Annotated in this window: 26 protein-coding genes and 1 other RNA gene; 22 read left to right on the plus strand and 5 right to left on the minus strand. The window is 36.8% G+C overall.

Going from position 1 to position 24,868, the window contains the following annotated elements; translation table 11 throughout:
* Positions 1 to 256: 256 nt before the first annotated feature.
* From HNQ85_RS08015 to HNQ85_RS08025, 3 genes are read right to left on the minus strand one after another with little or no spacing between them, the layout of a single operon-like run.
* Complete coding sequence (locus HNQ85_RS08015; protein WP_181537218.1) at positions 257 to 1,687, minus strand: S8 family peptidase; 1,431 nt, start codon at positions 1,685 to 1,687, stop codon at positions 257 to 259.
* Complete coding sequence (locus tag HNQ85_RS08020; protein WP_181537219.1) at positions 1,668 to 3,818, minus strand: peptidase domain-containing ABC transporter; 2,151 nt, start codon at positions 3,816 to 3,818, stop codon at positions 1,668 to 1,670. Before HNQ85_RS08020 ends, HNQ85_RS08015 begins: the two co-directional genes overlap by 20 nt.
* Positions 3,793 to 4,044 (minus strand): response regulator transcription factor, encoded by a 252-nt coding sequence (locus tag HNQ85_RS08025; RefSeq protein WP_181537220.1) that lies wholly within the window; start codon positions 4,042 to 4,044, stop codon positions 3,793 to 3,795. The genes HNQ85_RS08020 and HNQ85_RS08025 overlap by 26 nt, the downstream gene beginning before the upstream one ends.
* 655 nt (positions 4,045 to 4,699) lie before the next feature.
* Between HNQ85_RS08025 and HNQ85_RS08030 the strand changes: the two genes are divergently transcribed.
* The 13 genes from HNQ85_RS08030 (at position 4,700) to ssrA (ending at position 16,494) form a co-directional block, all read left to right on the plus strand.
* Positions 4,700 to 4,888 (plus strand): mersacidin family lantibiotic, encoded by a 189-nt coding sequence (locus HNQ85_RS08030; protein WP_181537221.1) that lies wholly within the window; start codon positions 4,700 to 4,702, stop codon positions 4,886 to 4,888.
* 160 nt (positions 4,889 to 5,048) lie between these two features.
* Positions 5,049 to 5,234, plus strand: a complete 186-nt coding sequence (locus tag HNQ85_RS08035) for a mersacidin family lantibiotic (protein ID WP_181537222.1) — start codon at positions 5,049 to 5,051, stop codon at positions 5,232 to 5,234.
* A gap of 21 nt (positions 5,235 to 5,255) precedes the next feature.
* Positions 5,256 to 5,444, plus strand: a complete 189-nt coding sequence (locus HNQ85_RS08040; RefSeq protein ID WP_181537223.1) for a mersacidin family lantibiotic — start codon at positions 5,256 to 5,258, stop codon at positions 5,442 to 5,444.
* A 91-nt stretch (positions 5,445 to 5,535) separates the two neighbouring features.
* Complete coding sequence (locus tag HNQ85_RS08045; RefSeq protein ID WP_181537224.1) at positions 5,536 to 8,733, plus strand: type 2 lanthipeptide synthetase LanM family protein; 3,198 nt, start codon at positions 5,536 to 5,538, stop codon at positions 8,731 to 8,733.
* A gap of 110 nt (positions 8,734 to 8,843) precedes the next feature.
* Entirely contained in the window at positions 8,844 to 9,044 is a 201-nt protein-coding gene (locus HNQ85_RS08050) for a helix-turn-helix transcriptional regulator (RefSeq protein WP_181537225.1), read from the plus strand.
* 2 nt (positions 9,045 to 9,046) lie between these two features.
* Entirely contained in the window at positions 9,047 to 9,331 is a 285-nt protein-coding gene (locus HNQ85_RS08055; protein WP_181537226.1) for a hypothetical protein, read from the plus strand.
* Positions 9,332 to 9,408: 77 nt separating this feature from the next.
* A complete protein-coding gene (locus HNQ85_RS08060; RefSeq protein ID WP_181537227.1) occupies positions 9,409 to 10,293 on the plus strand; it encodes an ABC transporter ATP-binding protein in 885 nt (294 codons plus the stop codon).
* A 3-nt stretch (positions 10,294 to 10,296) separates the two neighbouring features.
* Positions 10,297 to 11,520 (plus strand): ABC transporter permease, encoded by a 1,224-nt coding sequence (locus HNQ85_RS08065; protein WP_181537228.1) that lies wholly within the window; start codon positions 10,297 to 10,299, stop codon positions 11,518 to 11,520.
* 448 nt (positions 11,521 to 11,968) lie between these two features.
* Complete coding sequence (gene secG, locus HNQ85_RS08070; RefSeq protein ID WP_181537229.1) at positions 11,969 to 12,202, plus strand: preprotein translocase subunit SecG; 234 nt, start codon at positions 11,969 to 11,971, stop codon at positions 12,200 to 12,202.
* A 126-nt stretch (positions 12,203 to 12,328) separates the two neighbouring features.
* Positions 12,329 to 13,069: an alpha/beta hydrolase gene (locus tag HNQ85_RS08075; protein ID WP_181537230.1), complete on the plus strand. Its 741-nt coding sequence runs from the start codon at positions 12,329 to 12,331 to the stop codon at positions 13,067 to 13,069.
* Positions 13,070 to 13,091: 22 nt separating this feature from the next.
* Positions 13,092 to 15,413, plus strand: coding sequence for a ribonuclease R (gene rnr, locus HNQ85_RS08080; RefSeq protein WP_181537231.1), 2,322 nt, complete (start codon positions 13,092 to 13,094; stop codon positions 15,411 to 15,413).
* A gap of 147 nt (positions 15,414 to 15,560) precedes the next feature.
* Entirely contained in the window at positions 15,561 to 16,028 is a 468-nt protein-coding gene (smpB, locus tag HNQ85_RS08085; protein ID WP_181537232.1) for an SsrA-binding protein SmpB, read from the plus strand.
* A gap of 112 nt (positions 16,029 to 16,140) precedes the next feature.
* Positions 16,141 to 16,494, plus strand: a transfer-messenger RNA (tmRNA) gene (ssrA, locus tag HNQ85_RS08090).
* A 256-nt stretch (positions 16,495 to 16,750) separates the two neighbouring features.
* Here the strand turns inward: ssrA and HNQ85_RS08095 are convergent.
* Positions 16,751 to 16,951 (minus strand): hypothetical protein, encoded by a 201-nt coding sequence (locus HNQ85_RS08095; RefSeq protein WP_181537233.1) that lies wholly within the window; start codon positions 16,949 to 16,951, stop codon positions 16,751 to 16,753.
* Between the two features lie 241 nt (positions 16,952 to 17,192).
* On the opposite strand from HNQ85_RS08095, the gene HNQ85_RS08100 reads away from it, so the two are divergent.
* The 5 genes from HNQ85_RS08100 (at position 17,193) to HNQ85_RS08120 (ending at position 21,543) form a co-directional block, all read left to right on the plus strand.
* Complete coding sequence (locus tag HNQ85_RS08100; RefSeq protein ID WP_181537234.1) at positions 17,193 to 17,603, plus strand: RrF2 family transcriptional regulator; 411 nt, start codon at positions 17,193 to 17,195, stop codon at positions 17,601 to 17,603.
* Between the two features lie 112 nt (positions 17,604 to 17,715).
* Entirely contained in the window at positions 17,716 to 18,828 is a 1,113-nt protein-coding gene (gene mnmA / locus HNQ85_RS08105; RefSeq protein WP_181537235.1) for a tRNA 2-thiouridine(34) synthase MnmA, read from the plus strand.
* A 197-nt stretch (positions 18,829 to 19,025) separates the two neighbouring features.
* Entirely contained in the window at positions 19,026 to 19,970 is a 945-nt protein-coding gene (locus HNQ85_RS08110) for an LLM class oxidoreductase (protein WP_181537236.1), read from the plus strand.
* Positions 19,971 to 20,016: 46 nt separating this feature from the next.
* Positions 20,017 to 20,661: an SDR family oxidoreductase gene (locus HNQ85_RS08115; protein ID WP_181537237.1), complete on the plus strand. Its 645-nt coding sequence runs from the start codon at positions 20,017 to 20,019 to the stop codon at positions 20,659 to 20,661.
* Between the two features lie 33 nt (positions 20,662 to 20,694).
* Positions 20,695 to 21,543, plus strand: coding sequence for a sugar phosphate isomerase/epimerase family protein (locus HNQ85_RS08120; protein ID WP_181537238.1), 849 nt, complete (start codon positions 20,695 to 20,697; stop codon positions 21,541 to 21,543).
* Positions 21,544 to 21,576: 33 nt separating this feature from the next.
* On the opposite strand, the gene HNQ85_RS08125 is transcribed toward HNQ85_RS08120, so the two are convergent.
* On the minus strand, positions 21,577 to 21,720 hold the full coding sequence (locus HNQ85_RS08125; protein ID WP_181537239.1) for a hypothetical protein: 144 nt from the start codon (positions 21,718 to 21,720) through the stop codon (positions 21,577 to 21,579).
* Positions 21,721 to 22,056: 336 nt separating this feature from the next.
* Here HNQ85_RS08125 and HNQ85_RS08130 point away from each other — a divergent pair, with 336 nt between their 5' ends.
* The 4 genes from HNQ85_RS08130 to HNQ85_RS08145 all read left to right on the plus strand — a co-directional run bounded on the left by HNQ85_RS08130 (position 22,057) and on the right by HNQ85_RS08145 (position 24,599).
* Positions 22,057 to 23,052, plus strand: a complete 996-nt coding sequence (locus HNQ85_RS08130) for a hypothetical protein (protein ID WP_181537240.1) — start codon at positions 22,057 to 22,059, stop codon at positions 23,050 to 23,052.
* 286 nt (positions 23,053 to 23,338) lie between these two features.
* Complete coding sequence (locus HNQ85_RS17580; RefSeq protein WP_181537241.1) at positions 23,339 to 23,788, plus strand: DUF2975 domain-containing protein; 450 nt, start codon at positions 23,339 to 23,341, stop codon at positions 23,786 to 23,788.
* Between the two features lie 10 nt (positions 23,789 to 23,798).
* Entirely contained in the window at positions 23,799 to 24,014 is a 216-nt protein-coding gene (locus HNQ85_RS08140) for a helix-turn-helix domain-containing protein (protein WP_181537242.1), read from the plus strand.
* Between the two features lie 18 nt (positions 24,015 to 24,032).
* A complete protein-coding gene (locus HNQ85_RS08145) occupies positions 24,033 to 24,599 on the plus strand; it encodes a hypothetical protein (protein ID WP_181537243.1) in 567 nt (188 codons plus the stop codon).
* Positions 24,600 to 24,868 lie beyond the last annotated feature (269 nt).

Below are 24,868 nucleotides of genomic sequence, written 5' to 3' on the forward strand. Positions count from 1 at the left end.
ATAGGTTTCATGGCTGACACTTTGGTCGAGACACGCTATGGAAAATTACAAGGAAGTAAAAATGGAAGCGTTTACTATTGGGGGGTCGTACGCAAAAGCGCCGGTAGGAGAGCTCCGTTTTCATTAAGGAAAGAGATAAACTAAAGACTAAGGAGTAGGTTAGTAAGACATTGTTGTTCTAAGGTAATAAAATAGAAATCCCCCACTGTCGAATCATAAGTGGGGGTGTTCATATAACTAAAAAATTATAAACAATTTACTTAATTAATTCTAACGCTTTATTAACATTTATTAGTCCATATCCAAATTCAGGATCTTTCCCTTTTTTTCCAATATCTGTTGAGCTCTCTCTAAGAATTTTCTTAACCATAGACAATGTTAGTTTTTTGGTGTTTTTTTCCTTTTGTTCTGCAATTAGAACTCCGATAGCTCCTGCTACTTTTGATGAAGATACACTGGTACCGCCAGTGAGTACGTAACCATCTGGCAAATTCAAGATTTGACTAAGGATGGGTTTTGGTAAATCGATAGGATAGGTTGTTAAAGTTAGGGAAAATGGGTCGAGTTTCTGTTGAGATAACCACTCCGGACCATAATCCCCGCCTGGCGCTGCTACAGATATATTTCCGTAGTTAGAATAGAAGCTTCGTTCATCATTTTTATTAGTAGCCGCTACAGTGAGCAAGAAATGTATACCGCCACCAGGAAGATGTAGTTGCTTATCATTAGGAAATCCTCTTTGCTCAGCAAGTTTTTTTGGATTTCTTAAATCTAAGCCGTCATTTCCTGCACTAGCAACAACAATGACGCCTTTATCATGTGCATATTTTACAGCGCGTTGGTATGCTTCTATGACAGCTTTATCCTCAGAACTATTTAAAGATTTATAGGTTCCAAGGCTTAAATTTATGACGTCTACTCCATCATTTGCAGCTTCTATAATCGCTTTTACAATCCATGCTGATTCCGCTCCATCTTCCCAGTTATCCATTACTTTGTATGGTACAATACCTAAATGTGGTCCTACACCTAACATTTTACCGTTGGCTGCTATCGTACCAGCGATCATGGTACCGTGCCCTATATTATCTTCAGTATCATGTACGTTTGGTACAAATGATTTTCCTGGAGAAACAATGTTATTTTTTAAATCTGGATGGTTAAAGTCAATACCACTATCAATAATCGCTATCTTAACTTTATGGCTTCCCTTTTGCTTATTGAAACTCTCTCCATTTTCTGTGATTTTTTTAATATCCCATCCAAATAATTCGTACAGTTCTGCTTCTTCTAGTTTAGAACTTGAAAATGAAGATTTAACAATACTTTTTAATTGATAGGTTTCGGTTGTTTGATTGGTGAGTTCTCCTTTCCATGGAACAATGAATTCGGTTTCAGGTCCGATATATTGAATTTCGTTAGGGAATTTTTCCTTTAACGTTTCGACGATATCAGGTAGACTATTTTCAAGCTTAATAACGCCAATTTCAGGAATAATAGTTGTCTTGACGTTTTTATAGTTTTGATTTAGTAATTTAATAAAATCGTCTGGGATTTTTGAATCATAAAAAACAATTATTTGCTTATATTTAGGTTGATCTTTTGCGTGTATCTCTTTTATAGGAAATACATATATAGAGAAAATAACTAAAAGAGAAATAGTAAGTTTAAATAGCAATCTCTTCATTTTGATCCCCCTTTTGTTTTCTAGTATATAAGTTGTAATAAAAACCTTTATTTTTTAGCAGTTCTTGATGATTTCCAATTTCTACAATCTTTCCGTCCTTTAATACAATAATTCGGTCTGCATCCACAATAGTTGTTAATCTGTGGGCAATTATGATTTGTGTACAGTCTAATCTTCGTAAATTTTGCTGAACACGTATTTCAGAAAGGTTGTCTAGTGCTGAAGTTGCTTCATCTAGAATTAGTATTTTTGGTTCATTTACTAAAGCTCTTGCTAAAAGCAATCTTTGTCTCTGTCCTCCAGAGAAGTTGCTTCCACCTTCAGATATCATTGTATAATATCCCATTGGCTGTTTAATGATTTCTTCGTGTATATCTGCCAGTTTACATGCCTCTATTACTTTTTCAAAGGGCACTTGATCATTTAGAAGACGAATATTTTCAAGAATACTTCCGTGAAACAATCGAGTTTCTTGTAGTACCGCACCTATTTGACTGCGTAAATGATGCAAATCTAGCTCTTCAATTGGTTTTCCATCAAAGGTAATACTGCCCTCAGTTGGTGAATAGAGACCTAAAATCAATTTAGCCAATGTGCTTTTTCCTGAGCCGGATTGCCCTACAATAGCAATTTTTTCTCCAGCATTTATACTTAGGTTAATGGAGGAAATGATTTCCTTTCCAAATTTATCATACTTAAAAGAAACATTTTTTAATTCAATTTTTCCACTTAAATTTTCTAGTTCTAATCCGTCCGTTTTTTCTGTTTTGCTGTCGACAACATCTTGAAGTCGTTGTATGTAATTTCCTAATAGGAGAAATTGAGAGTAAGTGGTTCCTATTGATGCGATAGGTACCATAAGTGATGTGGCTAGCGACGTAAATCCGAGAACCTCACCTAGTGTAACTTTCCCCTGTAATACAAAATATGAACCTATCCAGAGCAAGAGCAGAGGTGTAATGAATTGTATTCCCGAGCTAAGGGTTTCTAAAGATGAACTAAGAAAGTTTTGTTTTTGAGAAACTTTTAGTTGATTGTGAAACAAGTTGTGCCATTGGTCAAATACCTTTTTCTCAGCACCTAGTACCTTGATATCACAGATGCCATGAATAATTTCTGTTAAGTAGCTTTGTGTCTTTGTTTGGGCAGCTAAATTCTGAATTGATAGCCTTCTAATCCACTGAGTACTTAACAACGTTATAGTAATGATGATAATACAAAGAAATATAACTAAGAGACTTAATTTCCAATTAATATAAAACATCATTGCTGCATACCCAATTATTAGAATCATATCAATCACTAGGGATATTACCCTTGATGAAAGAATTTGTCTAATAAATACAGTTGAATTGGCTCGGAATATCAAGTCACCACTTGTTCTAGTCTCAAAAAAAGAGTAATGTAAATTTAGCAATCTTGAAATAAAATCAGACATCATGGAAGAGTCCATTAAAGTTTGAAGTCTAGATATCATATATACGCGTAGAGTAGAAAATAATTGGTGGGATAAATATAGAGTAAGCACCCCAAATCCAACAGTCGTAATATATTCTTTATTATTAGGTAAAATTACATTATCAGTAATCCACTGAGTGAATTTCGGAATTATCAATCCAATTCCCTGTAGTAGAAGAGAAATGAGCATTATGCTGGTGAGTATTTTTTTTTGCTTTAAAATATGGGTAATAAGAAAATTGAGTTTCCTGCTTTTTTTTCTTACAGTAAAGTTTGAGTTAGGATTAAATGTCAAAATATAGCCTGAAAAAGATTTCTTGAATTCGTCTGAACTAACTTTTCGTCTGCCGTTGGCGGGATCTACAATAGTAATACTGTTATTGGCTATTTTCTCCACAACAACATAGTGTTTTTCCTCCCAAAAGATTATGGCTGGTAGTGAGACTTCTCTCAATAAGGAGGGGTCAGCTTTATAAGCTTTACCATTTAAATGAAATACTTTTCCCATTTCAATCAAATCGTAAAGAGAAGTTCCCTTTTTGGAAGATCCAAATTCTTCTCGTAGTTGAGGAAGAGTGATATGAAAGCCATAATAACCTAGTATCATTCCGAGGCATGCTAACCCGCATTCACTATGTTCCATTTGCTCAATATATGGTACTTTTTTCCGCATATTCCTCTTCCTTTATAATTTCTTTAATGTCTAACCATCCCATGTGATAAACAAGAATTCCTATTTTAACTCTAGAAGATACTTGGAATTTGTTTTTAATTGATGACACAATCTCTCCTACTCTTCTTCTACTGATAAATAATTGTTTGGCTATCTCAGTATCCTTATATCCCTTGGCGATGAGAAGTGCAACTTCCTTTTCCCGTTCACTTAGAAAAGGTTGCAATTTAATCCCCTACCTTAATAAATTGATAGATAGTTTGAAATATAGTTTAATATTACCAATAATCACAATAAAATCCTTATCAAACCTAGAGACGAACCTACAAAAAACTTCTAATTTACGCTTCAATATGGTTAATTATAATACATAATCTCACCTTCCTATTTATGATAAATAGGTAAAATATTAATAGATGTAAAAATTAGATAAAAAGGTAAAATTTAGTATACGCAAAATATTATATAATTGATATGTGTAATTTGTAAATATTGTATTATTTGTAAAATATTAATTTTATATGTATTATTTGTAAATATTAAGTTTATATGTGAATATTAGGTTAAATTAAATATGAATCCAGCTGTTTAATTAATGATAGATATTTATACATATTTCAACGATTGTGATAGTTCATAAAATCTTGACCTATATGAGTGTAAGTATTATAAAAGCTTACTCAGTCAACTTAGTGATCTGTAAACGGAAGAAAGAGTTCACTGGCTGATGGTTTCCATCTGGATGATATGTGCATGATAGGATTGAGTAGGAATTGTAGGAAATGATAAAAAGAAAAAAATGCAATTTTGCGAAGTAAAAAATCTTTTCAAACTAAGGTACAGTTAAATTGATCATAAGATTAGAAGGGAGGTTGGATAAAATGAATCGTTTACAAGTCCTTAAATCTATAAAAGAGAATCATCCATCGGGTGAAACGTTAGTGGAGGTTTCTAAGGAAGAATTAGAAAGAGTGTATGGCGGTGGAGATGTACAGCCAGAAACAACCACTCCTTGTGCCTATACTATAGGAGTGACTATCGGTATTACTCTCTCTATGTGGAAATGTTAATCTTGTGTAGTCGAAAGAACTCAAAGATCACTTTTATGGTGACTGAGTAGAGAATCGTGGTTTGGGGATATATAGCTATATTACCAGCTCTAGTTTGTACGGAACTTATGAAATTATTATTCATTGATAGTACAAATAAGAGAAAGAAAGGGGAAGAACAATGACACGTAATCAAGTTCTTGAGGCAATTCATCAAAACCACCCATCTGGTGAAAGATTAGTAGAAGTTTCTGCGGAAGAATTGCAACGTGTATACGGAGGCGGGGATGTGCAGCCGGAAACAAGTCCTGCTTGTGTAACAATTGGTATTGGAATAGGTATAGGAATTTCAAAATTATTCTGTTAAAAGAAAGGGGTAAATAAAACAATGACACGTAATCAAGTTCTTGAGGTAATTCATCAAAATCACCCATCTGGTGAAAGATTGGTAGAAGTTTCTATGGAAGAATTGCAGCGTGTATATGGCGGTGGGGATGTGCAACCAGAAACGACCACTGTTTGCGCGATAGGTGGAGGCATTTCTTTAGGTATTGCACTTTCCAAATTGTTTTGCTAAGAGTATCTATAATAAAAGAAAGCCATAGGTAAGGGATCCTTACACTATGGCTTTTTTGACTGATAGTAATAGCAATAGAGGAGTGAGTAGATTGAAACTCGATGTTACTATGAAACGATTACGCCTTTCAGATGAATTATATAAATCGTTGTCGATCAAGGAAAGAATCCAAATAATGGATGATCTTGATCATATTCATTTAACCCAGGAGCAAATAAAAAATCATTCAAATAAATGGAAAGATTTTGCTCTGTTGAACGATCAAACATTCAAAGAGCGGTTAGAAATTGAGGGTTTAGATGAAGAACTGTTCTCTAAGGTATTAGAAGTATCTAAAAATGAAGAATGGACACATAAATATAAGTTTAGCGAGAACCAAAGACCAAGTTGGATGAATGAAATCGATGAAGCTTTTTGGATTAACCGTGCAGAACCTTTACCGAAATATGATCAAGTAGATCTTAGTGTTGCTTTCCGTCCATTCATCTTATGGGCGAGAAATAAACTTAATCAATTTTACCAGGAAAATCCTTCTCTTGCTCAAAAGGTAATCTGGGAGGAATTATTAGAATCTATTATACATAACCTAGCACACGGACTAGCAAGCATCGGAGCGCGAACTATCGTTTTAGAATTGCACATTGCTAAGCAGTTAAATGAGCTAACAGGGGATACTCCTGAGGAAAGATATGAATCATTTATCAGAACCAAATTAATTAATCCGGATTGTTTAGAGTTTATATATAAAGAATACCCTGTGCTTGCAAGAGTGCTTATGAGTCGAACTAGCTATTTTGTGAATGCTATGACAGAAGCTTTAAGTCGTTATATTAATGACTATGAACAGATTCGTGACTGCTTTATAATTGAGAAGCCTCCTCTCCTTAAGTCTGTTTCTGCTGGATTAGGCGATTCACATCAACAAGGACGTTCTGTCATAAAGTTTCAATTTGCTTCAAATCAAGAAGTTCTATATAAGCCAAAATCCCTTAGTGTAGCGGTTCATTTTCACCAACTACTGGAATGGATAAATAAGAAGGGGTTCCGGCCAGAATTAAAGGGTTATAAAATCATAGATCGGCATTGTTATTCTTGGGAAGAATTGGTTAAACATGAAGATTGTAAGAAAGAGGAACAAATTCAGAATTATTATAAGCGTCTTGGCGGGTACTTAGCTGTTTTATATGTGTTAAATGGTGCGGATTTCCATCATGAGAATATCATTGCAAATGGAGAATTCCCGAAATTAATAGACTTGGAAACTATATTTCATCATGTTCCTGAGATAAAAATTGAGGAAACTGCTGAGGTAAAAGCAAAATTAATGGTAGTAAATTCAGTTTTAGGAACGGGACTACTACCGCATTTGTTTTTCAGAAGTGCAGATGGTCGTGGAGTAGATATAAGTGGTATTAGTACAAAGGCACAAGAGCTCCCTATACCTATATTGCAGGTGGAAAATGAAGGGACTGACGAAATGCGTTTTGTTCGTAAAAAAGCAATCTTGAAAACAAATTATTATAATGCCCCGAAATTAAATGGAAAAATAGTAGGAGCAGCAGACTATATTGACTTTATTATTGAAGGATTTAAAAATGCTGGGCGGATTATTTTAAATAATAAAGAAGAGCTAATTAGCGAAACAGGACCACTTTCAAAGTTTAAAGACGTGGAAATTCGCATTATAATACGCCCTACACAGTATTACGGAAACTTCATTCTGGAATCTCAACATCCAGATTATATGAGAGATTGGATAGAACGTGATAAGCTCTTAGACCGTCTGTGGTTCACAGTTTTAGATACACGTCAAATTCCGTTCGAAAAAAGGGATTTGCTTAATGGAGACATCCCAATTTTTACAACCAAACCAGGAAGTAGGGATCTCATTACTAGCTCAGGAGAGAGAATACCTAATTTCTTTAAAAAAGCCAGCTATGATATATCGGTAGAACGTATTGCGGGTTTAACCATGGGAAATATTGAACAACAGGCCCGATGGATTGAAGCGTCAATTGCGAGCAATTGTAAAGAAAAAATTAGCATTAAACAATATCATTTTTCTCCGGAAGACTTAAACAATGTCGATACTAATTTATTTGTGGAAGAGGCAAAAAAAATCGGTTACCGACTTGCAGAACAAGCTATCATTGGCAACAGAAACGATGCTGCTTGGATCGGACTTGTTACAAATTACTATGGTCAATGGCAGGTTTCTGCTTTAGATCAAAGTCTGTACAATGGCTTAAGTGGAATTGCATTATTTTTAGCTTATTTAGGTAAGGTTACAAATGAAAAAGATTTTACTAAATTAGCACTACAGGCTGTTGAAACGATTATACACAGTCCTATTCATTCAAAAAGTTTCTGTAGCGCATTTTATGGACAAGCATCAACATTATATACACTAGCTCATTTTATTACATTATATGGAAAACAGAAAACATGGGATTCATATTTAAATAGAGTTTTAACTAATATTGAAAGGAATGTAAGGAGTGATAATTTTTATGATCTCCTTGGAGGTAGTGCTGGTATCATCCATATTCTTTTAAATATTTCTGAACAATTTGAAAGTGAATATGCTCTTCATATTGCTCAAATGTACGGTGATCATTTACTTAAAAACAAAGTTATGACGGATAAAGGGGTGGGATGGCGAGATCAGGTCAGTCAAAATTTGCTGGGAGGCTTTTCACACGGAACCAGTGGTATTGCTTGGTCATTATTGCGTTTACACAAGTTAACATCCAAACAAGATTATTATGAAACAGCATTAGAAGCTATTCGATATGATCGTTCGCTGTATGATCCAAATGAAAATAATTGGTTGGATTTAAGATGTTCAGAGCATAAAGACAGTGATTTTGCTGCTGCATGGTGTCACGGTGCAGCTGGAATTGGGTTAAGTCGCGTTTTATATTTAGCATATCTAAATGAACAGTTACTATTGCAAGAAATCGAAACGGCTGTATCTACTACTCTCATGTCTGGAATGGGGAGAAGTCATTGCCTTTGTCATGGTGATTTAGGAAATGCGGAACTGTTTTATATGGCAGGATCGATGCTTGGGAGAACAGAATGGGTTCGTATGGCTGAAGCAATTGGAATGAACGTAATCCAAGAGAGAAAGCAAAATGGAAAATATAATACAGGTGTTCCTCGCCAAATAGAAATACCTGGTTTGTTTTTGGGTATTTCTGGTATAGGATATCAGCTGTTACGATTGTCCCATCCTCAGCAAGTTCCATCCGTATTAACTTTAGAAAAACCAATTGAAAGCAAATAAAACAGCACAGAATTCCTGTGCTGTTTTGTTTGTAATATTTTTTGTGCATTTTGTAAAAAATATTTTACAATTTGGAATTAAAATACTATAATGTATTTGGAGGTGATATTTTGTTAAGCAATCGAATTGTGGTTTTTCGAGCTGAAAAGGGATGGACTCAGCAGGATTTAGCGGAGAGAGTAGGTGTTAGTCGTCAAACGATTGCTGCCTTAGAAAAGAATAAGTACAATCCATCGCTAATCCTTGCTTTTCGAATTGCTCATGCCTTCGGTAAACCGTTAACTGAAATTTTTGAGTTTAAGGAGGAATAATTATGTTGTTCTTGAAGTGCTTGCTGTTGCTTTTAGGAATGGTAGGTCAGATGTATGTATTGAAATTTCAGAGCAGTTTAGAGGGAAAGGACGAAAGAGGAGTGGAGATTCAATATCAGACGACTCGTTTTTTATTTCATCTATTTTATTTAGGTGTTGTTATCTTGTTGATTTTAAATTTGATTGGATACATCACTCCGAAACAATTAGTTGATATCTTGCTGTATTTCTTTGTCTCTTTAGGAATATTTGGTGCGGTGTATTCCTATTTAAAGAGACGTATATAAGATCATGGTAACCATTTTTCGAATATGAGAACATCTAATCACGGGTTGATAAAAATACATTAAGGGAGCGGAGAAAATTGACTTTAGAGGTTTATGATTTACATAAGTTTTTTGGGAATGTAATAGCGGTGAATAATCTCAGCTTCGTTTTAAAAAGAGGAGAGGTCCTTGGATTATTAGGTCAAAATGGGGCAGGCAAGACAACCACTATCAAAATGCTTTTAGGATTATTAACGCCGGATAAAGGAGTTATTATGTGGGATGGGAAAAAACTGGATAGATCAAGCGTTTCTATTGGATATTTGCCGGAGGAAAGAGGATTATATCCCAAAAGTAAAGTTATAGATCAGCTTCGATTTTTTGGCCAGTTAGAGGGAATGAGCAAAAAATCGGTTGATCAATCCGTTAATTATTGGATGGAAAAACTCGGGATGTCTAATTATAAATCTATGCGTGCTAATGAATTATCAAAAGGGAATCAACAAAAAATACAGCTAATTGGTACTTTATTGCATAATCCTGAGATTGTCATTTTAGATGAGCCATTTAGTGGATTGGATCCGATTAATGCAAGTTTGCTTTCTTCCATTATCGAAGAACAGATTAAATTAGGAAAAACCGTAATATTATCAAGTCATCGAATGGAGCAAATTGAAAAATTCTGTAAAAAAATTTGCATATTGAAAAAAGGTCGAGTTGTCCTTTCAGGTAAATTAGATGAAATTAAACAAAATTATAGCTATCGAAATTTTACTTTAACAGCTTCGCCAGAAACAGAAGAATTTATTAAAAAGCTAGGATTGCCTTATAAAAAAGAGGCTGCAGAAATTATCATAAAGGTCAAAAATTATGATGAATCAATTCAACTGGTTAATCTATTCAAACAAAATAGCATACCTATTCGAAATTTTCAAGTAGCGGAGCCATCTTTAAACGAAATATTTATTGAGAAGGTGAAATAAAAAATGAATAAGTTTTTAGTGGTATTTAAATTTTATTTGACTCAAACGTTATTTGCTAAGTCTACTGTTATTTCTTCGATTGTGATTTACTTTATTATTATGGGGATATTCGGTATTGACCGCTTTGCAAAAGGCAAGGAAGAAGATAAAAATATTGCTTTTATTTCTTCACAAATACCATATTCAGTGGACCTTGAATCTCTAAATGAGGGCTTAAAGTCAGTTAACCTACATTTTGAAAGAGAAGAATCTTTATCGAAATTAAAAAAAGATGTAAAAAACGGGAAATTAGATGGAATTATCCTCTTAGAGAAGCAAACACCTCCTTCTATTACCTATATTTATAAATCATATGAAGATTCTAAAATTATAGCTGCAGTTTCTCAAAAAATTCAACAAGCATATATAATGAAAGTGATTGATGAAAGTAAGGTTGATCCAGAAATAGTAAACAAGTTGTTAACACCAGTCAAAATAAAGAAAGAGGCTATAAAAGATACGAGAGAAGCATTTGGTATTGTGTATAGTTTTGTTTTTTTAATGTATATTTTTATAGCAACCTTTGGGCAAATGATAGCAAGTTCCATTGTCTCGGAAAAATCATCCCGTGTAATAGAGGTAATTATTTCAAAAGTAAAGCCAATTTATATGATGTACGCAAAGATTCTTGCGATTCTATTCGCAGGGTTGGCTCAGTTTTTTATTATTATGCTGGCATTCGGTACAAGTTATTTGTTAGGATGGTTCGACGAGGATGGTCTTTCTATATTTGGTCTAAATATTAATTTGCAAAATCTTTCACTATTTGTTATTGTATCATTCTTGATTTATTTCATTTTAGGTTTTTTACTTTATGCGCTGCTATATGCAGCAGTAGGTGCTACCGTAAGTCGTACGGAAGATTTAAGTTCAGGTTTATCACCAATTATTATTCTTGTGATGTGCGCTTTATTTATTGGAATGAGATCTTTATTTAATCCATCAAGCGATATCGTAGTGATTAGCTCCTATATACCTGTTTTTTCACCAATTGTAACATTTTCAAGAATTATGGTTGAAGAGGCCAGTTATGGGGAAATTGGTATAACAGTACTATTGCTTGTATGTAGCATTTTTTTCATGAATCGTCTGGTCAGCATCATTTACGTTAATAGCGTTACGAACTATAGGGGGAAATTAAAAATGAAAGAGTTAGTTCAGGTAGTAAGGAAAGGGATAGAGATGTAATTTTAAGTTAGTTCTGGTCATCAGTTGAATAAATGGCGTAATAAATCACTAGCACTGCATAAAACTAAATAATGAATGCAACGCTAGTATTTTTGTTCAAATCATAAAGAGCAATGATATAAGAAAATCAACCATAGCTTGTGTTTTGGTAAATAGGCATACGAATCGATTTTATGCTTATACATGTCTTTTCTCTTCTTTTGGTCTATGTCAATATTTTATTTGTGGGCAATAATAAAACAGCATGTACGTTATTTTATCCAAACGAAACATTTTTTACTACTACACTTAAAAGTAACATTACTACAGCCAGAAAGATAAATGCAGATGAGAAATTAAAGTAACTTCTTGATTTATTGTATATCTCAATGCTCACTATTGTAGTAATGGCAAATTTATGATATGTTTAAAATATTGCAACGTGCGTTCTTTAGAAGGAGGAGTAGACATGCATGCTCTGCTTGTGACATTATTAGTGATTGTATGTATTGGGCTAATTGCCGTCGTTTTGCTGCAATCTGGAAGAAGCGCAGGTCTTTCCGGAGCAATTACAGGCGGTGCGGAGCAATTGTTTGGCAAGCAAAAAGCGCGCGGTATTGATGCTGTATTGCACCGCGTAACGGTTGTGTTAGCTGTATTATTCTTTGTGTTAACGATTGCGGTAACGTATTTTCAGCTATAATAGTTTTGGGGGCGGTCCGTATATGGTGGGCTGCCTTTTCTCTTTACAACCGCTTACATCACATTATTTTCGCTTTAACACTTTAACGTAGTGGGGGTTAGACCCCATAGAAAGGAGTTATGTGCAATGAAGATCGTTTCACCAAAACCGTTTTTGTTTGAGGCTGGGGAGCGCGCGGTGCTGCTTCTCCATGGATTTACAGGAAATTCATCTGATGTACGCATGTTAGGGCGTTTTCTTGAGTCAAAAGGATATACATGTCATGCACCGATTTATAAAGGACATGGTGTGCCACCGGAAGAGCTTGTACATACAGGTCCAGATGATTGGTGGCAAGATGTGATGAATGCATATCAGTTTTTAAAAGAGAAAGGCTATGAAAAAATCGCTGCGGTTGGTTTATCGCTTGGTGGCGTATTTTCCCTTAAATTAGGTTACACTGTACCTATAACGGGTATTGTGCCGATGTGCGCTCCAATGTATATCAAAAGCGAGGAAACGATGTACCAAGGAGTTTTACAATATGCGCGTGAATATAAAAAACGTGAAGGAAAAACGCCTGAACAAATTGAAAAAGAAATGGAAGAGTTCAAAAAGACACCGATGAACACGTTAAAAGCACTGCAACAATTAATTGCTGAAGTTCGTGACAATATTGACCTTATTTATGCGCCGACATTCGTTGTTCAAGCGCGCCACGATGACATGATTAATACTGATAGTGCAAATATTATTTATAACGGCGTGGAATCTCCAGTGAAAAAAATTAAATGGTACGAAGAGTCAGGCCATGTCATTACATTGGATAAGGAAAAGGATCAACTGCACGAAGATATTTACGAGTTTTTAGAATCATTAGATTGGTAAATCCTCGAAAGGAGGAAGATATATGGAGGAGTTAAAAGAACGGCTGTTAACGTTCATGAGAGATGAAGCTTACAAGCCGTTAACCGTGCAGGAGCTTGAGGAAGTGTTTCAAATTGAAGATGCATCGCAATTTAAGGAATTTGTGAAGGCGCTTGTCGCTATGGAAGAAGAGGGACTCATTGTGCGAACAAGAAGCAATCGCTACGGCGTGCCGGAAAAAATGAATCTTGTTCGCGGAAAAGTAACAGCACATGCGAAAGGATTTGCCTTTGTTGTCCCTGAAGACCCAACACTTGATGATATTTTTATTCCACCTTCTGAATTAAAAAACGCGATGCATGGTGACACCGTATTAGTACGCGTCAGCTCGCAAACATCGGGAGCGCGAAAAGAAGGAACGATCGTTCGTGTTATCGAGCGCGGTGTTACAGAAATCGTCGGCACATACACGGAAAGCAAAAATTTCGGTTTTGTGATTCCGGATGATAAAAAAATTATCAATGACATTTTTATTCCAAAGCATGCGACAAACGGAGCCGTAGAAGGACATAAAGTTGTCGTGAGACTGACGACATATCCTGAAGGAAGAATGAGCGCTGAAGGGGAAGTTATTAAAATTCTTGGACATAAAAACGATCCAGGAGTTGACATTTTATCGATTATTCATAAACACGGTTTGCCGCTTCAGTTTCCTGAGGACGTCATCGAGCATGCGAACAGCATTTCAGAAGAGATTACCGAAGAGGATTTAAAAGGTCGCCGCGATTTGCGCGACCAAATGATTGTCACTATTGACGGAGCCGATGCAAAAGACTTAGACGATGCGGTAACAGTGACAAAACTGGAAAACGGCAACTATAAACTAGGTGTGCATATTGCTGATGTGAGCCATTATGTGAAAGAAGGTTCACCGATTGACCGCGAAGCATACGAGCGCGGCACGAGCGTCTATTTAGTGGACCGTGTCATTCCGATGATTCCGCATCGGTTGTCCAACGGAATTTGCTCATTGAATCCGAAAGTTGACCGTCTGACGCTTTCATGCGAAATGGAAGTCAATGAGCATGGGGAAGTCGTCAGCCATGAAATTTTCCAAAGCGTGATCAGAACAACAGAACGAATGACATACTCGGATGTCAATAAAATTCTCGTTGATAAAGACGAAGAATTGCGAAAAAAATACGAACCGCTTGTACCGATGTTTGAACGGATGGCGGAACTGGCGGAAATCTTACGCAATAAGCGAATGAAACGCGGTGCGATCGACTTTGATTTTAAAGAAGCAAAAGTATTGGTCAATGAAGATGGAAAACCATATGATGTGGTCTTAAGGGAGCGTTCCGTTGCTGAGCGGCTCATTGAGGAATTTATGTTGCTGGCAAATGAAACTGTCGCTGAACATTTTCACTGGCTGAACGTACCGTTTATTTATCGTGTCCATGAAGATCCAAAACCTGAGAAACTGCAGCGTTTCCTTGAGTTTATTACAAACTTCGGCTACGTTGTCAAAGGAACAGGAAATCAAATCCATCCGCGCGCATTGCAAGAAATTTTAGAAGCGGTGCGTGGCGAGCCGGAAGAAATGGTCGTGTCGACGGTGATGCTTCGTTCGATGAAGCAGGCGCGTTACGATGCAGAAAGTCTTGGTCACTATGGCTTATCGACAGATTTTTATACGCATTTTACGTCACCGATTCGCCGTTATCCGGATTTAATTGTCCACAGGCTCATTCGCACGTATTTAATTAACGGACAGTTGGACAATGAAACGCAAGAAAAGTGGGCGGAAAAGCTGCCTGATATTGCAGAGCACGCTTCAAATATGGAGCGACGCGCGGTTGAAGCGGAACGTGAAACAGATGACTTGAAGAAGACCGAGTTTATGGAAGATAAAATCGGCATGGAGTTTGATGGCATTATTAGTTCTGTCACGAACTTCGGCTTGTTTGTTGAGTTGCCAAATACGATTGAAGGTCTTGTTCATGTCAGCTACTTAACGGATGATTATTACCGCTATGATGAGCGCCATTATGCGATGATTGGCGAACGGACTGGAAAAGTATATCGCATCGGCGATGAGATTACGGTTCGCGTCATTAATGTAAATAAAGAAGAACGCATTGTTGATTTTGAAGTCGTTGGCATGAAAGGAAATCGCAGAAAAACGGCGAAAGATGCTCCGCTTGTCATCGAGGGAAAAAAGGAGCGCAAAAAGCGAAAAAAGCCCGGCAAAGAGTCGATGGATGATGAATGGTCAACGAAAAAACCGAAGAAGAAAAAGAAGTTTTATGAAGATATTCCAAACTTAAAAGCGAAAAAGAAGAAGAAAAAGAGAAAACGGTAAAAAGTAAAGGGGCTAGCTCCTCGCATGCAATCAAAATATGGTAAATGTTCGAGGAAGATAGCCCCTTGCGAATCCCCTTATGTTCTTGAGATTTCAGAGAGTTTTTGTTAAAATGTAATTTGTCGTTACATGGGGAGGAAGAGCGCAATGCCAAAAGGTGAAGGAAAACTAATTGCACAAAATAAAAAAGCGCATCATGATTATTTCATTGAAGAAACATATGAAGCAGGTCTTGTCTTGCAAGGAACAGAAATCAAATCCATTCGCGCTGGAAAAGTGAATTTAAAAGATTCATTCGCGAAAGTGGAAAAGGGCGAAGTATTCCTTCATAATATGCATATTAGCCCTTATGAACAAGGAAACCGCTATAATCATGATCCATTGCGCACAAGAAAATTGCTTCTTCACCGCCGCGAAATTAATAAACTGATTGGCTATACAAAAGAACAAGGCTATACGCTTGTTCCGTTAAAGCTCTATGTAAAAAATGGGTTTGCCAAATTATTGTTGGGTGTTGGTAAAGGTAAGAAAAAATACGATAAGCGCGAAGACTTGAAAAAGAGAGAGGCAAAACGTGAAATTGAACGTGCCTTCCGCGAACGTCAGAAAATGTAAATCCAATACTTTACAATTGAAAAATGAAGTTCGTATGCTATAATAATAATTGTCGTTGCCAGTTAATCGTTGTGCTTAAGCTCCAATCGTTAACTCCTCTTGTTTAAAACACGGGGACGTTACGGATTCGACAGGGATAGATCGAGCTTAAGCTGCGAGCCGAGGGGATCGTCCTCGTAAAAACGTCACCTAAAGATAACTGGCAAAGAAAACTACGCTTTAGCTGCTTAATTAGTGCGGCTAGCTCCTCCCTCCATCGCCCATGTGGTAGGGTCAGGGGTTCATAACGAGTGGGATACGCCCGAGTCCGCCGTCTGAGGACGAGGGAAGAGAACAATCAGACTAGCTGCTCGGAGGCCTGTCGGTAGGCGGAAGATGCGGCGAAAGCTAAATATACCGACTACGCTCGTAGATGCTTAAGTGGCGATATCTCTGGACGTGGGTTCGACTCCCACCGTCTCCACCATACATAAAACAGATGGGATGTAAAGCATATTGACTTAAACCATAAATTTGTCACTTTGGCAAGTTTATAATTCAAAAAACTTACGGCAAATATATACTTCGACATATAGTGAGTAAAGAGGGTATCCCATTTTCTACTTTTGGGATACCCTCTTTTTTATGATTGAAATGACTTTTTGGTAAATGTGAAATCATATCTTTATCATCCAATTATGATTTTCGCAATGTATTTCTCTAATCGTGAGGTATATGTCTGCTTACATTATAAATTCTGTCATTGTATCTAATATGTACACGACGATCTTTTTGATACCAACCGTTTGGTAAATGAATCCGTGTTCTTGCGAAAACCCGGTTTTCGTAAACGACAAACCATATAATGTAATCTTTATTAACCCACCCATTTTTAGTTGGAATTCTTCATGCTCTTTAATATCATTAAGAAAATCTTGTAACATGGTTCGTCTTCTTTCTAACTAACTTTATATCGTCACATCATCATCTATAAGACAGGGTTCACTTATTACTTCTCTATATATTAGAGCTAACTCTAAGTCAAGAGGTTCTTTGACAAACGCATAAGGCTAATATTGTGTATATATCAACAGAACTTTATTCATGATAAACCAAAAGAAGTGATTTATGAGTTGACAATATAAACTGTAATCATTATTATTACATTTAGGAGGAAGGTTCATTATGAATAGCGATTTTTCGATTGCTGTTCACTGTGTTGCTTATCTAGCCAAAAAGCAAAACCAACGAGTGACCAGTGAAGATATCGCCCAAAGTGTTTCTGTCCACCCAGTAAGGTTAAGAAAAATTTTGAGCACATTAAGGAAAGAAAATATTATTACTTCTAAAGAAGGGGCAAAAGGCGGATTCTCTTTAAACGATCAACCTGAGCATATTACGTTAGACAAAATATTTAAAATCACTAGTGAGGAAACGCTTGTACCGAAATGCCCCGATTCCAATGAGAATTGCCCAATAGGTAAAAACCTATCAGATATACTTATTCGCGTTTGTCACAATGCAGAAGAACACTTTTTAAACTATTTAAAAGGTGTGACGATCAAAGATATCATTGATGAAATCAATAATAGTTAGTTTTCATGCCTGAAACAAAAGCACAACTAATACTTTGTGTTAGTTGTGCACCATAAATTTTTTTAAATATAACTGTAACAAAAAAAATTTCAGTTTAAGGAGGTGAATAAGGTTGAAGAAAAAACGAGTTGTCGTCGGAATGTCTGGTGGGGTGGATTCCTCTGTGGCTGCTTACCTTCTTAAAAAAGAAGGGTACGACGTCATCGGTGTATTTATGAAAAACTGGGATGATACGAATGATGATGGTGTATGTACGGCAGCGGAAGATTACGAAGATGTGAAGAGAGTTGCCAATCAGCTTGGTATTCCTTACTATAGTGTGAACTTTGAGAAAGAATATTGGGATCGTGTATTTACGTACTTTATGGATGAGCTGAAGCGAGGGCGAACACCTAATCCAGATGTATTATGTAATACCGAAATTAAATTTAAAGCGTTCGTTGACTACGCCCTTTCACTAGATGCTGATTATATCGCGACGGGTCATTATGCAAGAATCAACAGAGAAAATGGTCAAATCACCTTACTACGTGGAAAAGACTCCAATAAAGATCAAACTTATTTTCTTAGCCAATTAACGGCAGACCATTTGTCTAAAGTTCTGTTTCCACTAGGAGAATTAACGAAGGATGAGGTACGAAAAATCGCTCAAGAATTGAACCTTATTACCGCCAATAAAAAAGATAGTACTGGAATTTGTTTTATTGGAGAAAGGAATTTCAAAAGCTTTTTAAAAAATTTTTTACCAGCACAGCCCGGAGAAATTCGTTCTCTAGATGGAGAAGTGCTAGGTACTCATGATGGGTTAATGTACTACACGATTGGTCAACGAAAAGGACTTGGCATCGGTGGAAAAGGAACAGGTGAACCTTGGTATGTCGTCGATAAAGATTTAGAAAACAACGTTTTACTCGTTGCTCAAGGAAAAAATCATCCGGCCTTGTTCTCTACCGGTCTTATTGCATCTAACCTTAGCCTAATAAATGGGGATATTCGCCCGGGTATGTTTGAATGTACAGCTAAATTTCGTTACCGTCAAGAAGATCAAAAGGTACGTGTCCATATTCATCCGGATGGAACGGCCTTTGTAGAATTCGAAAAACCAATTAAAGCGGTTACTCCAGGACAAGTAGCGGTATTTTATGACAATGAGGTTTGTCTTGGCAGTGCCATTATTGACAAAGTGATAAAAAAGGATGCAGTCATTGCCGCTATCGCATCGTAAAAAGATCGTTATGGAAATTTAAGATTTTTTCTATATATATTTGTTTTTTTACAAAATATAAATATTGTTCATATCAGTGTTCAACAGGATTATATGGATTAGCTAGATTCAAAAGAGGTTCTTCAGTAATCGTTAAAGCTTATAAGTGTGGCATAACGTAATGATTTTAAGTGGAGTTTTCTTAGGGAGTGGTAATAATGGAAAAATTTAAAAACCATAAAGGGTATTCACGCATGTATCAAGAAAACAAACTGACTTTAGGGTTGTTCTTTCCAATCGAATCGTATATGGGGGACGTCCCTGAGATGAATATAGAAAAGCAAATGAAGTTAGCAAAACGAGCAGAAGAACTCAATTTCGCTTCATTATTTGTGAGAGATGTACCATTACGCGATCCGAATTTCGGTGATGTCGGGCAAATGTATGATCCGTTTACGTATTTAGGGTATGTTGCTGCCAACACAGAAAAGATTGCTTTAGGAACGGGAAGTATTATTTTAACATTGCGCCACCCTCTTCATGTCGCAAAAGCGGCAGCTTCTGTAGACAGATTATCTGGTGAAAGACTCATTCTCGGTGTTGCAACAGGTGACCGTCCAATCGAGTTTCCAGCATTCTCTGTGAATCCAGAAAATCGGAGCGAACTATTCCGTGAATCAGTGGCTGTCATGAGAAAAGCATGGAAAGAGCATTTTCCTACCATTGACTCTTTACGAGTGCACCTAGCAAATGGAGATCTTTTACCAAAACCGAAATTGTCAGACATACCATTAATGGTGACGGGTCACAGTGGACAATCTCCTGAATGGATTGCTGAACATAGTGATGGTTGGATTTACTATCCACGTGGACTCAAATTTCAAAAAGCATTAATCGATAATTGGCGTTCGTTAACAGAGGAATTTAAGCCATTTACCCAATCGCTTTATATTGATTTAGCGGAAGACCCAAATCATGTACCAATACCGATTCATCTTGGATTCCGTACGGGGCGAAATTTCGTTATCGAATTTCTTGAAGCTTTACAAAATGCAGGTGTGAATCATGTCATCATCAACTTGAAATATGGCCAACGCCCAGTAGAAGAAGTGATCGAAGAATTAGGCGAATATGTGCTTCCACATTTTCCAGCTTTATCATGATGAGAAACAATCTTAAAGCCAGCAATATAAGAAAGGATGGATATGGATGGAAGTTTTGGTCATTGGTGCCAACGGAAAAGTAGGTCAACAGGTGGTAAACATGCTTCATGCGCATGAACAACATACCGTTCGTGCGATGGTTCGAAAACAAGAGCAATTGGAGGCTCTTCAGAAAAAAGGAATTGAAGCAGTACTTGCTGATCTTGAAGGTACTGTCGATGAAATCGCCGAAGCAGCCAAAGGTTGCGACGCGATCGTATTCTCCGCTGGTTCAGGTGGACACACAGGAGCAGATAAAACATTGCTTGTTGATTTAGACGGTGCTGTAAAAGCGATGGAAGCTGCAGAAAAAGTCGGAATTAAACGATTTATCATGGTGAGCTCATTCCAAGCTCACAACCGTGAGAACTGGCCTGAAAACATTAAGCCTTATTATGTTGCCAAACATTATGCTGACCGTATGTTAATGAATAGCGGTTTAAATTATACGATTATTCGTCCAGGCTATCTTCTTAATGAAAAAGGTACTGGGTTGGTTACCACAGCAGATAACTTAAATGGTGGGAGCATTCCACGTGAAGATGTAGCAAGAACAATCGTTCAATCTCTTGATGAACCAAATACGTATAAAAAAGCATTCGATTTAACGTCAGGGGATACAGAGATTGCCGAAGCGTTGAAATCGCTGTAATGAACCGTTCAGTAGAAAGGAGAATTTGGAAATATGGCTTACCCCTTTTATGCAATGGATTTTGCCTTTTATAACTCCATGGGCATTTATAGCTTTGAGGCTCGATGTGAAATGTTAAAAGAGATCGGGTATGACGCGACCCATTTATCCGTCTGGCACGGAGAACGGTGGAGAGATGTAGAAAAGCTTAAAAACGTTAAGGAGAAATATGGTCTAGATGTCGCTGGCGTGTACGTTGTATTAGACCTTTCACTCGGTGAGGAACATCCAAGAAATAAGGGAATTTTAAAAATGTTGGAGATTATGGAGGGGTGCTCCACTGTTGAGCTGGCGATTCAATCTGTCGGACATCATATCCTCCCTTCAGACCCTAAAGGGGACGACATTGCAGTGAAGTGGCTGGAACAAGCACTGAAGATTGCTGAACGAAGAAACATTAATATCTTACTTTACACCCACCTATCATTTTGGATTGAACGCCATGAAGATGCAGTGAGACTTTGTAAACGGCTTAATCATCCTAATCTTGGCATTGTATTTTGTGGCTACCATTGGTACGCAGTCGACGGAACAAATCTATCAGCGACGCTTCAAGCGGTGTCCCCTTACTTGAAACAAGTGAACATTTCTGGTAGTCGTCGCAATCCACACGGTTTTGGTGGAGTTGCAACAATCGAACCTTTGGACGTCGGGGAGTTAGATAATTTTGCGTTACTTGGGCAGTTAAAAAAGATCGGTTATAATGGAATGATTGGTTACCAAGGTTGGAGTGAAGGCGGCGACGCTTACAGTAAGCTAAGTCGTTCACTCAAAGCGTTTCGTGATATGGAACGTAGACTTGAGGCACATCCACATTGGGCGGATTTAAAATTAACTCCATAATAGAAAAAGACTGTGGTGCTAGAACAATAAAGTTCAACTAGCACCACGGGTATTAAGTAATGTACTACGGTATTCACCGGAGTACATTTTTTTATAAATGGTTGATTTAATATTACTTCCTTCATTCTTTCTTTGTTGGAAAATTAAAGAGACCAATCCCAAATTTTGTTTCGTCATTATCCTTCCCCCTTTAAGAACAATCCTGTTTTTATCGTTATGCTGAATGAGTTGACAAAGTTCTTCTAATCTGATGCTATATTCAACTGATGTTTTTAAATGCATGTCTAAACATTCGTCGACTAAAGAGACATGTTTTGTAAATAAAAAACGCTCTAAGAGACTCGCAGAAATCTCTCAGAGCGATTTGTTCTTGTAGCTATAAAATCATTGTTATAAGAATAGTCAATTGATTCAATATATTTGTACAAACTTATGGTTTAACAATTGAATAGTATATTAACGAATATCTTGATAGAAATCAAGATAAAAAATAATAGAGTGGAAGTGGGAAACGTGAGTGAATTACCTAAAAATAATCAACAAGCTGGAGATATCTTTCTGCCTCCCCCTAATCCTCTAGACCCAGTGATTGATAATGGTGGTACTGGAGGGACTGTGCAATTAGGAATTAATGAGACGGCCAATTTAATTGCTACATCGTCCATAACAGGGGCAACAGTAGGACTTCGATATATCCCCACAGGTGGAGAAGTACTTTTTGTAGGCATTCCATGGGAAGGATGGGGAGTAGCTAACGCTGACCCTGGTAGTGGAACATTCTCCGCTTTTGCAAATGTAAGCGAAGGTGGGGCAACTAATATGACGGTACAAGCTGGAACAGGAATTACAAACCCCGTAGGACAAAGCCAGCCCGAGTCAGAAGGAAGTGCCTTTCGATCAATTATTCAGGATAATGGTGGACGTGTAGAAGTTACACATGACTTTTTCCCATCGGTATCACCAAACCTTTATCAAATTTTTGTCACGATTACAAATATCGGCGCTACTCCAATCGATGACTTGCGTTATAGACGAGTAATGGACTGGGATGTTCCGCCAACTATATTTAATGAGTGGGTGGAAATTCATGTTAACCTAGCACCAAACCTATTTCAGGCATCCAACCAAGGGTTTAACTCTGCAGATCCGTTGGCCCCCCTGTCTGGGATTTCTACCCCAGTAGATCCTGATGGCCTTATCAATCCCGGAGATCCTGATTACTTTTTTGGTCCTCTTGATCAAGGGGCAGCATTCGATTTTAGATTTGGCCAGCTATTACCAGGTCAATCTAGATTTTTCCAACTTTTCTATGGGGCTGCTGCCACTAGGGATGAGGCACTTACGGCTCTCAATTTAGTTGGAGCACAGGCGTGGTCTATTGCTTATCCCAATGTCGTTGTAGATGGTGAAAATATGCCTGGAGTCAATGGACCAAACGTTTTTATATTTGGTTATTTACAGCCACCACCACCTAGTTTGGCACCTAATTTTTTTAGCTCAGCAAAATAGCAATAAGGGAAAGAACAAGAAAGTATCACAATAATACTCTTAATGTCTGTTAATCTTTGCTTTAAGGTTTGTGTATCTTGTTTGTCTAGTCCCGTCTCCACCAAACATAATGAATACGCCATTGATGGATAAATATAAAAGGACTTGTCTATGTGACAAGTCCTTTTAAGGTTAAATTAAAATGATGTCTTCTATTATTTTTTGTTTATCATAAAATATTTATTGGAAAACGATAAATTTTTTTATATATTATGTACATGAACAATATTTTTAGGAGTTGAGTTATGTGAAAAGCATTACTGTGGTCAAGGTGCTGAATTTATTGGTTATGGTCTTCTTAGTACTAATGGCAATAACCTTTGTTAAATTGCCTATGCTAGTAAACAAGTACGGCGAAATGACAGGTATGGATTTAACACATTTATTTTGGATCAAACTTTTTTTGTACCTTACCGCCATCCCTTTTACGTTCCTGCTTGTAATGGCTAAAAAATTATGCAAAAACATATTGCAAAATAATCCTTTCTCGCCAAGTAGTATTAAGTCACTTTATATCATCAGTATTTGCGCCTTTATTGATTTTTTTCTTTACTTGATTGGGACATTTATTTTTAAAAATTTATTATCCCTTACTCTAATGATCGCGGCTTTTATGGTCGGTATGGTGGGCTTAGTATTATCACATCTAGCCAAGTTAGCTTTAGAGATTAAAGAGGAAAACGATCTAACCATTTGAGGTGGAAAGCATGCCAATCATTGTTAATATTGATGTAATGCTCGCAAAACGTAAAATGAGCGCTTCTGAACTTGCTGAAAAAGTGGGGATTACGCTTCCGAATCTTTCCATACTGAAAAACAATAAGGCGAAAGCGATACGGTTTTCGACTCTTGAGGCATTGTGTAAAGCATTGGATTGCCAACCTGGTGATATTTTGGAATATCAACCAGATGATCAGGTTTAAGAAATTGGGGAAAAAACAATGAATGTGGGAAAAAAATTATTTTTCATATGGGTTATTGCGATGTTTTTCATTACTTTTACTTGCGCGTTGACGTATCTAATGACGCAACAATCACTACGACTTGGTGCGAATGTCCTTCCAGCTCAATTAGCAAAAGATGCAGCCATTAACTTACAGAAGGGGCTAAGCGCTCAAGCCTCCATCCCACCTCACAAAGTGGATGCGTCAAAAAGTGATGATGGATTTGTTATGATATACGATAAAAATAAAAATCTAGTTGCAATGTCTGGAATGTTTGATACCCAAAAACCATTTTATCCAAAAGGGGGTTTAAACTATGTTTCGAAAAACGGGGAAGATCGTGTTACTTGGCAAACCCCAAATGGTCTTCGCTTCGCTACCGTCGCCATTAAATCCAATAACTACTATATAGTGGGTGCACACTCCATGTATGAGACAGAAAATATCATTAATCAAATTACACAAATTGTATTGTATGCTTGGTTAGCATGCTTGATTTGTTCAGCTGTTGCTATTCTTGTCATTTATGCTTTTATAAAAAAAGTGTATAAACATCAAACATAGAAGCTTTCCAAATTTACGGTGTCCAAAAAATTGAAGAGGCTGGCTTCAAAAGGTCGATTCAGCGACCTTTTGAGTCAGCCTCTTTTTATACGCCCGGCATCTTTGATAGAGGAACTAAAAGTCAAGAAAAAACAAGAAGACACGATTATGTCTTCATTTTGTAACATAATTGCTAATTGAATGAAACATAACTGTTATATTTTATTGATATTCTATTGTTACGAAATTAGGCAAGGGAGAGTAGTATTTTGAAAAAATTACTGTCAAGG

Origin of the sequence: [Anoxybacillus] calidus, assembly GCF_013760845.1 — a bacterium.
GTDB classification, from domain to species: Bacteria; Bacillota; Bacilli; order Bacillales; family Anoxybacillaceae; genus Paranoxybacillus; species Paranoxybacillus calidus.